We start from the raw sequence: 14,013 nt of genomic DNA, 5'->3' as shown, positions 1-14,013 counted from the left end.
TCGCAGGGATGACGACTCCACGCGGCGCGGTCACCAGATAACAACGCCGGGGCAACCGGTGACTTCGTCCTGCCCACATCTCTTCCTGTGAGCGACATATGATCAACGCATCCCCATTGCCGGAGCCGATCTCCGAGGCGTTCGTCTCGGAGGATCCAGCCTGGTACAAGCGGGCGGTGTTCTACGAGATCCTCGTCCGGGGGTTCAAGGACTCCAACGGCGACGGCACCGGCGACCTTCGCGGTCTCATCGAGAAGCTGGGCTACCTCGAGTGGCTCGGCGTGGACTGCCTGTGGTTGCTGCCGCTGTACGAGTCGCCTCTGCGCGACGGCGGGTATGACATCTCGGACTACATGAAGATCCTTCCGGACTTTGGGGACCTGGGAGACTTCGTGCAGCTGATCGAGAAGGCTCACGAACGTGGCCTGCGGATCATCACCGACCTCGTGATGAACCACACCAGCGATCGCCACCCCTGGTTCCAGGCGTCCCGGCACGACCCCGAGGGTCCGTACGGCGACTTCTACGTGTGGTCGGACCACCCTGGCGGCTATCCCGACGCACCGATCATCTTCATCGGCGCCGAGGAGTCCAACTGGACCTACGACCCGGTGCGCAAGCAGTACTACTGGCACCGTTTCTTCCACCACCAGCCGGACCTCAACTATGACAACCCGGCGGTGCAGGAGGCCATGCTGGAGGTGCTGCGGTTCTGGCTGGACCTGGGCATCGACGGGTTCCGGCTGGACGCGGTCCCGTACCTGTTCGAGCGTGAGGGCACCGCGTGCTCGGGGCTGCCGGAGACGCACGCGTACCTGAAGAAGATCAGGGCCGAGGTGGACCGGCTCTACCCCGACCGGGTGCTGCTGGCCGAGGCCAACGGCTGGCCCGAGGACGTGGTGGAGTACTTCGGCGACCCCACCACCGGGGGCGACGAGTGCCACATGGCCTTCCACTTCCCGCTCATGCCGCGCATCTACATGGCGGTCAAGAAGGAGACCCGCGAGCCGATCTCCGAGATCATGTCGCGCACGCCCAAGCTGCCCGACAAGGCGCAGTGGGGCATCTTCCTTCGCAACCACGACGAGCTCACGCTCGAGACGGTGAGCGAGGAAGAGCGCGACTACATGCACAAGGAGTACGCCAAGGACCCGCGCATGCGGGCCTACCTGGGCATCCGCCGGCGCCTGGCCCCCCTGCTCGACAACGACAGGGACCGGATCGAGCTGTTCACGGCCCTGCTGCTGAGCCTGCCCGGTTCGCCGGTCATGTACTACGGCGACGAGATCGGCATGGGCGACAACATCTGGCTGGAGGACCGCGACTCGGTCCGCACGCCGATGCAGTGGAGCCCCGACCGCAACGCCGGGTTCTCCTCGGCCGACCCCGGGCGGCTCTACCTGCCCGCGGTCATGGACCCGATCTACGGCTACCAGGCGGTCAACGTGGAGGCCCAGCAGCGCCATGAGGGCTCGCTGCTCCACTTCACCCGCAAGATGCTGGAGATCCGGCGCAACCACGCGGTGTTCGGCGTGGGGGCGTACACGGAAATGTGGTCGTCCAACCCCTCCGTGCTCACCTTCGTCCGCGAGGACCGCGACGACATCATGCTCTGCGTGAACAACCTGTCGAAGTTCCCGCAGCCGGTCGAGCTGGACCTGCGCAGGTTCGAGGGGATGGTCCCGGTCGAGGCGCGGGGCGGGGTGGAGTTCCCGCCGGTCGGCGAGCTGCCGTACCTGCTGACGCTGCCGGGGCACGGCTTCTACTGGTTCGCGCTGAAGAAGAAGGAAGAAGCCGCTCTCAGCGCGACGTGACCGGCACCTGGGCACGGGCCGCGCGGCGGGCGGGAATGAGCGCCACCGCGAGGGCCGTGCCCACGGTCGACACGACGGCGACGGCCAGCGTCAGGGCGGAGGGCGCGCGCCCGATGCCCGCGCCGACGCCGCTCGTGTGACCCTGCAGGTCGATCAGCCCGGTCACCACGGACATGCCCGCCGCGGCACCCACGCCGACGCCGAGCACGACCAGCAGCCCGGTGCCCGTCACGAGCGTGGCCATGACCTGGCGCGGCGTCAGCCCCATGGCCTTGAGCACGGCCAGGTCGAACGCGTGGTCGCGCAGCCCGAGCGCGCTGGCGGTGAGCAGGTTGGCCAGGGCGATCAGCATCAGCACGGCGATCAGCGCCACGATCACCACCCGGATGATCGACAGGCGGTCCGCCGGGTTGACCGCGGCCTGCACGTCGAGGCTCTCTTTCGACTCCGCCAGCAGCCGCCCGCGCACCTCGGCGGGGTCAGCGCCCTTCTTGAGGGCGAGCGCGTAGTACTCCGGCGGCACCGAGTCCTTGGCCGCCAGGCTGTCGAGCCCCACGGAGATCACCTCACCGTCGAGGTCGGGCTCGACGGTCCTGCCGACGATCCTGACGATCAGCGGCGTGCCGCCCACGGTCAGCCGCACCCGGTCGCCGATCTTGATGCCCAGCAGGTCGAGCAGGCCCTGCCCGGCCACCGCCTCCCCCTGACGGCCGTACATGCGCCCCTCGACCACCGGGAACGGGTACGGCTCCGTCGAGCTGCCGATGGCCCGCACGCGGACCGAGCGGGCCATGCCGGGCGCCAGGGCGTCCACGTCGGTGCCCGGATAGACCGTCGCCACGTCCCTGTCGCGCTTGGCGACGCGCTCGGCCTCGGCCGGCTCCGCCTTGCCCGGCCTGACGTACAGGCTCGCGTGCTGGCCGACCTGCTCGGGGTGGTCGGCGAAGTTGTCGAGGGTGGCCCAGACGCCGAGCCCGATCGTGATCATCATCATCGGCACGGCCAGCCCGAACGCCGTCAGGAACGCCGGCACGCGCCTCGTGAAGGCGTCTCTGGTGCCGAGGACGAGGGCGGGCGGGAGGCGTACGAGGAGAGCCAGGCGGGCCAGCCTGGACAGGCGGCCGCGTGGCGGCAGGGCGGGCGCGTCGGGGATCGGCGGCGTGCGGCCGCCGCGCCACGCGGGCAGCCCCACGGCGGCCAGCACCACCAGGGCCGTGCCCGCGACGATGGCCAGCACGGGGATCGGCGCCACGGACGTCGTGCCGAGCATCGCCGCCATCACGCCCCAGCCCACCACGGCGCCGATCGCGACGCCGAGCAGGCCCAGCGCACCGTGCTCGACCAGGAGCAGCAGCGCGATCTGGCCCTTGGTGAAGCCCATCGACTTGAGCGTGGCCAGGTCGCGGAGCTGGGCCAGCACCCGGCCGCCGGCCGCGTTGGCCAGGGCGAGCGCGGCGGCCACCAGCCCGACCACCCCGAACAGCGCCAGCAGCGTGCCCAGCAGCCGGTTGTCCAGCTCCATGGCGGCCCTGACCTCGCGCCAGGTGTAGACGCGCTGGAGCTTGTCCTCCAGCATGACGACCACGCGCTGCGAGACGACCTGCGTGGCGTCGGGGTCGGCCAGGCGCAGCCCGGTCACCCACTCGCTGCGGCCCAGCATGGGCTCGATGCGGTCGAGCATGGCGGGCAGCACGTAGGCCAGGCCGGGCGTCCACTGGGGGTAGAAGCCCTGCTCGGCGGAGTCGGCGATGCCGCGTACGTACAGGGTGTGGCGCTCACCGCTGAGCGCGATGATCGTGAAGGACGCGCCGATCCTGAGCCGCAGCGAGCTCGCGAACGAGCGCTCGACGACCACGCCGTCGGGCTGTGAGGCGTCCAGCCACCGGCCCTCGGCCACCACCGGGTGCGCCACCTGCGGCGGCGCGGCGGGCATCGCGCGCAGCGCGGCGGGCTCCCTCTTGCCGTCCTGCGCCACGGTCACGGGCGCCGAGCGGTAGGGGCCCGCGATCTGCGTCACGCCGTCGATGCCGCTCAGGTCAGCCTGGGGGCTGTCGTCGGTGTAGAGCCAGATGTGGGCGCCGTCGGTCTGGGCGAACAGGCTGCGCCACGGGTTGGTGCCCTCCTCGAGCAGGGTCGCCGCGGTGATCAGCGCGGCCACGATCCCGGCCACGGTCAGCACCGTCAGCACCGCCTGGCCCTTGCGGGCCCGCAGGTCCGCCTTGATCCACCGGCTCCCTGCCAAAGAGGCGCTCATCGGAGGTCGATCACCTCGCCGGCCGTGCGGGTGCGGCGGCGCGCGATGCGGCCGTCGTCCACGATCTCCCCGTCGAACAGCGACACCAGCCGGTCGGCCAGGCTCGCCACGCGCGCGTCGTGGGTGACCATCACGATCGTCTGGCCCTCCTTGTGGACGTCGCTGAGCAGGCGGAGCACGTCCCGGGTGTTGCGGCTGTCGAGGTTGCCGGTGGGCTCGTCGGCCAGCAGCACGCTGGGCTGGTTGGCCAGCGCCCTGGCCAGCGCGACCCGCTGCTGCTCGCCCCCGGAGAGCTGGGCGGGCGAGGCGTCGGCGCGGTCGGTGAGGTTGAGCGCGCCGAGCAGGCTCTCCCGGCGCTCACGGGCCACCTTGGGCGAGGCCCCGGCCAGCAGCGCGGGCAGCTCGACGTTGTCGCCCACGGTCATGTTGGCGACGAGGTTGAAGAACTGGAAGACGAACCCGACCTTCTTGCGCCGCAGCAGCGCCCAGGCGCTCTCCGAGAGCGTGTCGACGCGCTTGCCGTCGAGCCAGATCTCACCGCTCGTCCTGGTGTCGAGCCCGCCCAGCATGTGGACGAGCGTGGACTTCCCGGAGCCGGACGGACCCATGATCGCGACGAACTCACCCGGCTCGACCTGCAGGTCCACGCCGCGCACGGCAGGCACGGGCACCGCGCCATCCTGGTAGATTTTGACCAGATTGACCGTTTTCACAACCGCGCTCATGCCAGATCCTCCTGGCAACGCTCCAGCCAGTCAAGATCCGCCTGCAGGTGGAGCATGGCGCCCTCGATGAGGAGCATCGCCACCCGGTCGGTCGGCGCAGTGCGGGCCAGGAGGTCGTTGAGATCGCCCATGAGCGACAGGTAGTGGCGGCGCTGACGACTGATCAGCGCCATCCGGTCGGCGATGCCGGTGAGTGGGGCCAGCACGAGCTTCATGAAGAACTCGTCGCGCACCCTGGGGCCCTCGGTGGGCTCGTCCACCCAGAGCGTGAGCACCTCCCGGCCCTTGGCCGTGAGGTAGTAGACCTTCTTGTTGGGCCGGTTGGACTGCTCGACGTCCACCGCCCGGACGAGGCCGTCCTTCTCCAGCCTGCCGAGCGTGACGTAGATCTGGCCGATGTTGGGGGACGGATAGGCGCTGCCGAACGTCTGCTCCAGCGCCTGTTTGAGCTCGTAGCCATGGGCCGGCTCTTTCGCCAGGAGCGCCAGCAGGTGAAGCCGCACCGCCCCACCTCCCCGCCGTGTTACGAACGCGTTACGCAGCTAGCCGTTGACCTACAGATTACATGTGTGCATAACATGAATGCATCTACCTAACACGTATGTAAATCACTCTGAACGCGGAGGAAACAGAGTGCGCTCGCTCACGCTCCCCCTGGTCGTCCTCCTGGCGGCGGCCGGTTGCGCATCGGCGAGCAATGAGGGCGGCGGCGAAACCGGCACGGGCGGCACAGGCCCCATCACGTTCGCCACCGGCCGCGACACCACGGCGTACCTGCAACCCTTGCTGGACCGCTGGAACCAGGCCCACCCGGCCGAGAAGGTGACGCTGCTGGAGCTGCCCGAGGCCGCCGACGAGCAGCGCGCTCAGATGGTGGCCAACCTCCAGGCCAAGAGCAGCCGGTACGACGTACTGGGGCTCGACGTGGTGTGGACCGCCGAGTTCGCGGAGAACGGCTGGATCATCCCCCTGGAGCGCGGGTTGTTCCCGCTCGACAGGTTCCTGCCACCCGTCGTGGAAACGGCGATCTACAAGGACAAGCTCTGGGCGGTCCCGTACACGAGCAACGCAGGGTTGCTCTACTACCGGACCGACCTGGTCAAGAAGCCCCCGCGGACGTGGGCCGAGCTTCGCGACCAATCACGACAGATAACGAAAAAGCACGATATTGGAGGCTATGCCGGGCAGTTCCTGGCCTATGAAGGGCTCACCGTCAACTTCTCCGAGGCTCTGCAGTCCGCCGGCGGGCAGATCGTCAGCAAGGACGGCGCCGAGGTGACCCTCGATCCGGCCAAGACCCGCGTCGCGCTCGACTTCCTGCTCCAGGGCCTGCGCGAAGGCTGGATCCCCAAGGAGTCGCTGAGCTACAAGGAGGAGGAGACGCGCCTGGCCTTCCAGGAGGGCCGGCTCGCCTTCGCCCGCAACTGGCCACACGGCTACGGCCCGGCCAGGGCGAAACTGGGCGACAAGCTGGGGGTGACCCGGCTGCCGGGGCTCAACGGCCCCGGGTCCAGCACGCTGGGCGGCGCCAACCTCGCCATCAGCGCCTACTCCAAGCGTCAGCACACGGCGCAGGAGTTCATCCGCTACTTCACCAGTCTGGAGAACGAGCGCCGCGTCCTCACCGAGGGCTCCTTCCCGCCCGTGTGGACCGAGCTCTACGACGACCCCGCCCTGATCAAGCGCTTCCCCTACCTGCCCGTGCTCAAGGAGAGCATCCTCGCCGCCAAGACACGGCCGGTGAGCGCCAACTACAACCAGCTGAGCCTGGTGATCGCCAGTTCGGTCGCCAAGGCGCTCGGCAACCCCTACACCGAGTCCGCGGACGACGTCGCGGTCTCCATGAAGTCAGAACTCGAAGAGATCATCAGAACCCAGTGAGGCAGCCATGCGAAACGCCAGAGCAGCAGCAATCCTGGCCGGGCTCGCGGTAGCCGTCGCCGCCTGCGGCAACGCCCCGACGACCACCTCGCCGTCCACCGACGCCTCAGGCTCCGCGTCGGCCCCCGCCGCCGGCGCCAAGCCGCTGCAGGGCGTGAAGCTCGAGGTCGCCGCCAAGTGGACCGGCGACGAGCAGAAGAACTTCCAGCAGGTGCTCAAGGCCTTCACCGAGAAGACCGGCGCGCAGGTCACGTACGCCTCCACCGGTGAGGACACCGGCGCCTACCTCGGCCCGCGCATCCAGGGCAAGAACCCGCCGGACGTCGCGATCCTGCCGCAGCCGGGCCTGGTGCAGCAGTACGCCGACCAGAACGCGCTCATCCCGCTGACCGACGACGTCGTCAAGGAGGTGGACACCAACTACACCCCGTACTGGAAGGAGCTCGGCTCCGCCAGCGGCAAGGTGTACGGCGTGCTCATCAAGGCGGCGCACAAGTCGCTGGTCTGGTACCGGTCGCAGGCGTACGACGACGCGGGCGTGCAGCCGGCCACCACCTGGGACGAGCTGGTCAAGAACGCGCAGACCATCGCCGACTCCGGCACCGCCCCGTTCTCGTTCTGCGGCGCGTCCGGCTGGACGCTGACCGACCTCTTCGAGAACGTCTACCTGTCCACCGCCGGGCCGGAGAACTACGACAAGCTCTCCAAGCACGAGATCCCGTGGACGGACCCGACCGTGGCCACCGCGCTGGAGAAGATCGCGCAGATCACGGGCAAGAAGGAATTCGTGGTCGACGGCAACGCCGGCGCCCTGCAGACCGACTTCCCCGGCTGCGTGACCAAGGTCTACGGTGACAAGAAGGCCGCCATGGTGATCGAGGCCGACTTCGTGGCCGTCTCCGCGGCGCAGTCGAAGGCCAAGGTGGGCGAGGAGGCCAAGTACTTCCCGTTCCCCAAGGTCGGTGACACGGCCCCCGTCGTCCTGGGCGGCGACGTCGCGGTCGCGATGAAGGACTCCCCCGGCGCGATGGCGCTGCTGCAGTTCCTGGCCTCCAAGGAGGGCGGCGAGATCTGGGCGAAGCTGCCCGGCTACCTGTCGCCCAACAAGAACGTCTCCCCCGACAACTACCCCGACGAGCTGACCAAGCAGCTCGGCCAGACGATCGTCTCGGCCGGCGACGCCGTCCGCTACGACATGTCCGACCTGGCGCCGAGCGCGTTCGGCGGCACCGACGGCAAGGGTGAGTGGAAGGCGCTGCAGGACTTCCTGCGCAACCCGACCGACATCAAGGGAACTCAGACCACACTGGAAGCCGAGGCCAAGAAGGCCTGGAAGAAGTAAAGAGGTAAGGCCGTGACCGAACGGTTGGACGGCCCGCAGGTCTCGTCCGCGGACACCGCGGACGAGCCCTCCACCGGACCGGCTGAAACCCCCCGTACGCAAAGACGCCTCGGCCCCTCGCCGGCGGTCGCCATAGCCTTCCTCCTCCCGGCGGCGGTGCTGCTGGGCATCTGGGTGGTCTACCCGATCGTCTACTCCATCTTCCGGAGCCTGTTCGACTCGGCAGGCACCGGATTCGTGGGACTGGGCAACTACGGCACGATCTTCACCGACTCCGGCATGCTCACCACGATCCGCAACAACCTCATCTGGGTTGTCGTCGCGCCGATCGTGGTGACCACGCTGGGTCTGATCTTCGCGGTGCTGACCGAGCGGATCAGGTGGTCGACGGCGTTCAAGCTGATCGTGTTCATGCCCATGGCGGTCTCCCTGATGGCGGCGGGCGTGATCTTCCGCCTCGTCTACGAGCAGGACCCCGCCAAGGGCGTGGCCAACGCCGTGCTCACCACCGTGCACGACACGTTCTCCTCCTCGCAGGGCTACCCGGAGGCCCGCCCGCGCGAGGGCGAGCAGTCTCCGGTCGCCGCCGACGGCGGCGCGGTCGTCACCAAGCAGCCCGCCCAGGCGGGCCAGCCGGTGCTGATCCCGATCGTGGGCGTCAAGCCGAACGCCCTGCCCGCCAACGCACAGACCGCCAAGCCCCCCGCGGCCGGCGGCGGCCTCTCGGGGACCGTGTGGTTCGACTTCACGCCGGGAGGCGGCGGCAAGAACGGCGAGGTGGACGCCTCGGAGAAGGGCCTGCCGGGCATGACCGTCGAGGCGGTGCAGAACGGCAAGGTCGCCGCGACCGCCACGACGGCCGACGACGGCTCGTTCCGCTTCGAGGGCCTGCCCGCGGGCTCCTACGTCGTACGGCTCCCGCAGTCGAACTTCCAGGCCGCCTACGGAGGCCTGAGCTGGCTCGGCCCGACACTCATCACCCCGGCGATCATCGGCGCGTTCGTCTGGGTGTGGGCCGGTTTCGCCATGGTGCTGATCGCGGCGGGGCTCGCGGCGATCCCGCGTGACGCGCTGGAGGCGGCTCGCATCGACGGCGCCACGGAGTGGCAGGTGTTCCGCAAGATCACCGTCCCGCTGCTCTCGCCGGTGCTGCTGGTCGTCTTCGTGACGATGATCATCAATACGCTGAAGGTGTTCGACCTGGTCTTCATCATCGCGCCGGCCTCGGTCCAGCCCCAGGCGAACGTGATCGCGCTGGAGATGTGGCGCGTGTCGTTCGGCGGTGGGAACAACCAGGGGCTGGGCAGCGCGCTGGCCGTCTTCCTGCTCATTCTGGTTCTCCCCTTCATGATCATGAACATCCGCCGGTTCAGAAGGGACGAATCATGACGACAGCCACGACTACCGCCCCTTCGGGGCTGGAGACGGGCGCGCCGCGCAGGAGCGCGGTGAGCAAGATCGTGGACCGGATCGGCGGCGGCGCCGTCCAGGTGGTCATGATCGTGCTGGGCCTGTTCTGGCTGGTGCCGACGCTGGGCCTGCTGGTCGTCTCGATGCGTACGACGGACGTCAACAACGCCGAGGGCTGGTGGACCATCTTCACCAAGCCGGCCGAGCTGACCCTCGCGAACTACCAGGACCTGCTGGCCAGCGGCTTCACCGCGTCCTTCTGGAACACCGTGCTGATCACGGTGCCCACCACGGTTCTGGTGATCGGCATCGCGGCCATGGCCGCCTACGCGTTCGCGTGGATGGAGTTCCCCGGGCGTGACCTGGCGTTCCTCGTCGTGGTCGGCCTGCTGATCGTGCCCATCCAGATCGCGCTGATCCCCGTCGCGTCCTTCTACGGAGGCATCGGGATCTTCGGCTCGATCCCGGGCGTGGTGCTGTTCCACACCGCGTTCGGCCTGCCGTTCGCGATCTTCCTGCTCCGCAACTTCTTCGTCGGCATCCCGTCCTCTCTGCTGGAGGCGGCGCGGATGGACGGCGCGCCCGAGTGGAAGATCTTCGTGTCGGTGGTGTTCCCGCTGGGCAAGCCCGCCATCGCCTCGCTGGGCATCTTCCAGTTCCTGTGGGTGTGGAACGACATGCTCATCGCGCTGGTGTTCGCCGACACCAACAACCAGCCGATGACCAAGGCCCTGCAGTCGCAGATGCGGCAGTTCGGATCGAACGTGGACATCCTCTCGTCCGGTGCGTTCCTCTCGCTGATCATCCCGCTGGTTCTGTTCTTCGCCTTCCAGCGGTACTTCTTCCAGGGCATGATGGCCGGCTCCGTGAAGTGATCAAGGTGCCCGCGCGATCCGCGCGGGCACCTTGTGATCATTCTGGTACGGCTGGACCCGACGTTTCGGCAGCAAGCCGGACCGGACCTGGATAAGCTCATCGGCCATGGCCGGTCTTCCCCTGAACGAAGTCGTCGAAGCCGGATGGGCCCGCGCGCTCGAGCCCGTCTCCGAGCAGATCTCCCTGATGGGCGACTTCCTACGCAAGGAAATCGCCGACGGCAGGCAGTACCTGCCCGCGGGCGCGCACGTGCTGCGTGCCTTCAACCAGCCCTTCGACGACGTCAAGGTGCTGATCGTGGGCCAGGACCCCTACCCCACGCCCGGCCACCCGGTCGGGCTGTCGTTCTCGGTGGCTCCCGACGTGCGGCCGCTGCCCGGCAGCCTGGTCAACATCTACAAGGAGATGGAGACCGACCTCGGCCTCCCCCGCCCCGCCAACGGCGACCTGACGCCATGGGCCGAGCAGGGCGTCCTGCTCCTCAACAGGGTCCTCACCGTGATGCCCGGCAAGCCCGCCTCCCACCGGGGCAAGGGCTGGGAGCAGGTCACCGAGCAGGCCATCCGCGCCCTCGTGGCGCGCAACAAGCCGATGGTCGCCATCCTCTGGGGCCGCGACGCCCGCAACCTGGCCCCGATGCTCGGCGACGTGCCCCGCATCGAGTCCGCCCACCCCTCCCCCCTCTCCGCGCGCAGCGGCTTCTTCGGCTCGCGTCCCTTCAGCCGGGCCAATGAGCTGCTGGAACAGCAAGGCGCGGCACCTGTCGAGTGGAAGCTGCCCTAGAGTCGTCGCCATGAGTGATGAACCGAAGTTCCTGCGTCTCACGGTCGAGCTGACCGTCGAGGTGCTTGACGTGGACGCGTTGCAGGCGGCCGCACTGGCCGAGATCCGGCACCCGGACGCCGACCTCACCGCCGAGGAGCGCACCGAGCAGGCCGAGCTGGTCAGCTCCGACGAGACGGGCGCCTCGGCGCTGCAGTGGCTCATCGAGCCGGACCACGTGCTGCAGCTCGTCGACCACATCAACGAGATCGAGCCGCGCGAGGCCGTCCTCGGGGTGGAGCCCTCCGAGGGGCCCAGCGAGGACGAGGACGAAGAGGAGCACGACCACGCGTGAGACGTGGGTGAAGTATGGCGGTGGCCACGGCGTTCTGGGAGGCGTCGTGGCTTTTCGCTTCTCGCCGACGGCCGGCTGAGACCCGGCAGCCGGCCAAGCCCTGGGGCTGGCTAAGATCGGGATCCTCCGGCCCGTCGCAAGGAGGCACGCTGTGATCGTCGCATTCTCCATCACCCCGCTGGGCGTCGGCGAAGGAGTCGCCGAGCCCGTCGCCCGCGCCGTCAAGGTGGTCCGCGACAGCGGCCTGCCCAACCGGACGGACGCCATGTTCACCACGATCGAGGGTGAGTGGGACGAGGTCATGGACGTGGTCAAGCGCGCGGTGGACGCGGTGGCGGAGGTCGCGCCCCGGGTCGGCCTGGTGCTCAAGGCCGACCTCCGGCAGGGGGTCACCGACGGGATGACGAGCAAACTCGAGTCCCTGGAACGCCACCTCTCCGAGTAGCCGGTTTTTCCAACCTTGGACCCTTCGGCGAAGTTGTTCCATGTATGGACCGTTACGAGGGGTTCCACGAGTTCGTACGAACCCGCCAGCAATCGCTGATGCGGACGGCGTACCTGCTCACCGGGAACGCCCACCTCGCCGAGGACCTGTTGCAGACGGTCCTCACCCGCGTCGCCTCCCACTGGGTGAAGCTCGCCAAGGGCGGCAACCCCGAGGCGTACGCGCGCAAAGCCCTGGTAAACCAGACCATCTCCTGGCGCAGGCGGAAGCGGATCGAGGTTTTTGAGGCCGAATTACCGGAGTTCGCGGCGCCCGGGCAGCCGCACGACGAGGCGACCGTACGCCGGCTCGCCCTGCTCCACGCGCTCGCGCGGCTCACGCCGAAGCAGCGGGCGCTGATCGTGCTGCGCTTCTACGAGGACCGCACCGAACACGAGACCGCGCAGCTCATGGGCGTCTCGATCGGCACCGTCAAGAGCCAGACACACTACGCGCTGTCGAAACTGCGCGCGCTCGTCCCCCAGGAGGTGTACCGGTGAACTCGCTGCGCGAAGACCTGCACGCGCTGGCCGATCAGGCGCCCGCCGTCGACCTGGCGGCCCAGGCGGTGCGGGGCGCCCGACGTCGGCGCGCCACCCGCCTGGCCGTGGCCATCGCGGCGGCGACCTGCCTGGTCGCAGGGGGCGGCACCGTGCTCTTCCAACAGCTACACCCCCAGCCCCCGATCGTCCTCACCCCGCCGGAGACGACGGTCTCCCCGCTGCCCTCGGAAGGCGTCGGGCCGATCGAACAGGCGTACCGGCCGGAATGCCGCACCACCACGTGCACGAAGCGCGCCTGGCGGCTCGTGACCCACGACGGCGACACCTATGAGCTGCCCGCCACACTGGGGACCGGCCCCCTGGCGGTCACGGCGGACGGCCGCCGGCTCGCGTACTACAACTCGAAGCAGCGCACGATCGTGGTGCGCGACCTGGCGAGCGGCAAAACCTGGAAATCCCCGCTGAAGCAGCCCGCGGAGGACTTCTCGGCCTCGAACGAACGCACCCTGCGGCTGTCGCCCAGCGGGCTGCGGTTCATCGTGTCGAGCTGGGGCGGGCGACGGGAGCCCAACAAGCTGGTGGACGTGGAGCGGGGCACGGTGTCCGACCTCCCGCGCGGCTGGTGGCCCGTGAGCGTGTCGGACGGCTCCGGCCCCGTCGTGCTCGCCAAGCCGTACGAGAACACCAGCCAGGTGTGGGTGCTCGGTCACGAGCCGATCACCATCCAGGACTTCACCTACGACTACAGCACCCTCGCCCCCGACGGCCGCACCCTCGCCCGCCTGGGCCAGACCTTCGATGAGAACCGCGAGCCGATGGTGCAGCAGGACGGCACGATCGTCATATTCGACGCGGTGCAGGGCGGCCACGAAACCCGAACCCCGATCTCCGGCATCCCGGAAGAGCTCCATCCGTCGCGACTCGGCAGCTGGCTGAACGCCACCGAAGTCACCGTGGTGGCCGTCCCCGAGTCATCACGCGGACCGACGTCGATGGTCTATGCCATGGACGTACGAACCGGCAAAACCCGAGAACTCTTCGCCCTACGCGACTACGGCACAACCTTGGTCCCAGGCCTGGTGCGCTAACACCACCAACCACACCCCCACACCAACACCCGGGCCCGCGCCACCCCAGCGCGGGCCCACCCCCAACGCAGCTCCACTCAGCACGGCCCCACCCCAGCACGGCCTCACCCAAGCACGGCCTACTCGGCGCGGCCCCAGCCCCCGTGCGGCCCCACCCAAGCACGGCCCACCCCAGCGCGGCCCCAGCCCCCGTGCGGCCCCACCCAAGCACGGCCCACCCCAGCGCGGCTGCCCTCAACGCGGCTCCACCGCCAGCGCGGGCCCCCCAGCACGGGCCACCCCCAGCGCGGCCTACCCCCAGCGCAAACCCACCCCCAGCGCGATGCCACCCCCAGCGCGGCCCACCCTCAGCGCAAACCCACCCCCAGCGCAAACCCACCCCCAGCGCGATGCCACCCCGCGAGGCGGCCAGCACCACACCGAGCGGCCGCGGACCCACTCTTGCGTGGCTCCACCCCATCAGAAAGCACGATCCCCAAGCCCACACCCCCTCCGCCCATCACTAGCTGCAGCCTCATG

13 protein-coding genes are annotated in these 14,013 nt (G+C 69.1%); 10 read left to right on the top strand and 3 right to left on the bottom strand.

Going from position 1 to position 14,013, the window contains the following annotated elements; all coding sequences use genetic code 11:
* Window positions 1–98: 98 nt before the first annotated feature.
* Window positions 99–1,814, top strand: coding sequence for a maltose alpha-D-glucosyltransferase (gene treS / locus ACFKCF_RS43535; RefSeq protein ID WP_394501239.1), 1,716 nt, complete (start codon window positions 99–101; stop codon window positions 1,812–1,814).
* Here the strand turns inward: treS and ACFKCF_RS43530 are convergent.
* Genes ACFKCF_RS43530 through ACFKCF_RS43520 form a run of 3 tightly spaced genes read right to left on the bottom strand, consistent with a single transcriptional unit; the run spans window position 1,801 to window position 5,296 of the window.
* The gene (locus tag ACFKCF_RS43530; RefSeq protein WP_394501238.1) at window positions 1,801–4,068 is read right to left on the bottom strand and encodes an FtsX-like permease family protein; all 2,268 of its coding nucleotides are present in this window, start codon (window positions 4,066–4,068) and stop codon (window positions 1,801–1,803) included. The genes treS and ACFKCF_RS43530 overlap by 14 nt on opposite strands.
* Complete coding sequence (locus ACFKCF_RS43525) at window positions 4,065–4,793, bottom strand: ABC transporter ATP-binding protein (RefSeq protein WP_350729980.1); 729 nt, start codon at window positions 4,791–4,793, stop codon at window positions 4,065–4,067. Before ACFKCF_RS43525 ends, ACFKCF_RS43530 begins: the two co-directional genes overlap by 4 nt.
* Entirely contained in the window at window positions 4,790–5,296 is a 507-nt protein-coding gene (locus ACFKCF_RS43520) for a PadR family transcriptional regulator (protein WP_394501237.1), read from the bottom strand. The genes ACFKCF_RS43525 and ACFKCF_RS43520 overlap by 4 nt, the downstream gene beginning before the upstream one ends.
* 130 nt (window positions 5,297–5,426) lie before the next feature.
* On the opposite strand from ACFKCF_RS43520, the gene ACFKCF_RS43515 reads away from it, so the two are divergent.
* The 9 genes from ACFKCF_RS43515 (at window position 5,427) to ACFKCF_RS43475 (ending at window position 13,494) form a co-directional block, all read left to right on the top strand.
* On the top strand, window positions 5,427–6,674 hold the full coding sequence (locus tag ACFKCF_RS43515) for an ABC transporter substrate-binding protein (protein WP_394501236.1): 1,248 nt from the start codon (window positions 5,427–5,429) through the stop codon (window positions 6,672–6,674).
* 7 nt (window positions 6,675–6,681) lie between these two features.
* Window positions 6,682–8,016 (top strand): ABC transporter substrate-binding protein, encoded by a 1,335-nt coding sequence (locus tag ACFKCF_RS43510; RefSeq protein WP_394501235.1) that lies wholly within the window; start codon window positions 6,682–6,684, stop codon window positions 8,014–8,016.
* A 12-nt stretch (window positions 8,017–8,028) separates the two neighbouring features.
* On the top strand, window positions 8,029–9,405 hold the full coding sequence (locus ACFKCF_RS43505) for an ABC transporter permease subunit (protein WP_394501234.1): 1,377 nt from the start codon (window positions 8,029–8,031) through the stop codon (window positions 9,403–9,405).
* Window positions 9,402–10,301, top strand: a complete 900-nt coding sequence (locus tag ACFKCF_RS43500; protein WP_394501233.1) for a carbohydrate ABC transporter permease — start codon at window positions 9,402–9,404, stop codon at window positions 10,299–10,301. Before ACFKCF_RS43505 ends, ACFKCF_RS43500 begins: the two co-directional genes overlap by 4 nt.
* A 106-nt stretch (window positions 10,302–10,407) precedes the next feature.
* A complete protein-coding gene (locus tag ACFKCF_RS43495) occupies window positions 10,408–11,085 on the top strand; it encodes a uracil-DNA glycosylase (RefSeq protein WP_394501232.1) in 678 nt (225 codons plus the stop codon).
* Between the two features lie 10 nt (window positions 11,086–11,095).
* Window positions 11,096–11,419, top strand: coding sequence for a hypothetical protein (locus ACFKCF_RS43490; RefSeq protein WP_185071335.1), 324 nt, complete (start codon window positions 11,096–11,098; stop codon window positions 11,417–11,419).
* A gap of 151 nt (window positions 11,420–11,570) precedes the next feature.
* Window positions 11,571–11,864 (top strand): MTH1187 family thiamine-binding protein, encoded by a 294-nt coding sequence (locus ACFKCF_RS43485; RefSeq protein ID WP_394501231.1) that lies wholly within the window; start codon window positions 11,571–11,573, stop codon window positions 11,862–11,864.
* A 44-nt stretch (window positions 11,865–11,908) separates the two neighbouring features.
* The gene (locus ACFKCF_RS43480; RefSeq protein ID WP_394501230.1) at window positions 11,909–12,403 is read left to right on the top strand and encodes a SigE family RNA polymerase sigma factor; all 495 of its coding nucleotides are present in this window, start codon (window positions 11,909–11,911) and stop codon (window positions 12,401–12,403) included.
* Window positions 12,400–13,494, top strand: coding sequence for a hypothetical protein (locus tag ACFKCF_RS43475; RefSeq protein WP_394501229.1), 1,095 nt, complete (start codon window positions 12,400–12,402; stop codon window positions 13,492–13,494). The genes ACFKCF_RS43480 and ACFKCF_RS43475 overlap by 4 nt, the downstream gene beginning before the upstream one ends.
* The last annotated feature ends 519 nt before the right edge of the window (window positions 13,495–14,013 follow it).

Origin of the sequence: Nonomuraea sp. JJY05 (genome assembly GCF_043496855.1) — a bacterium.
GTDB lineage: Bacteria > Actinomycetota > Actinomycetes > Streptosporangiales > Streptosporangiaceae > Nonomuraea.
Note: the sequence above shows the minus strand (reverse complement) of the source record. Positions and strands in the feature narration are given on the sequence as shown.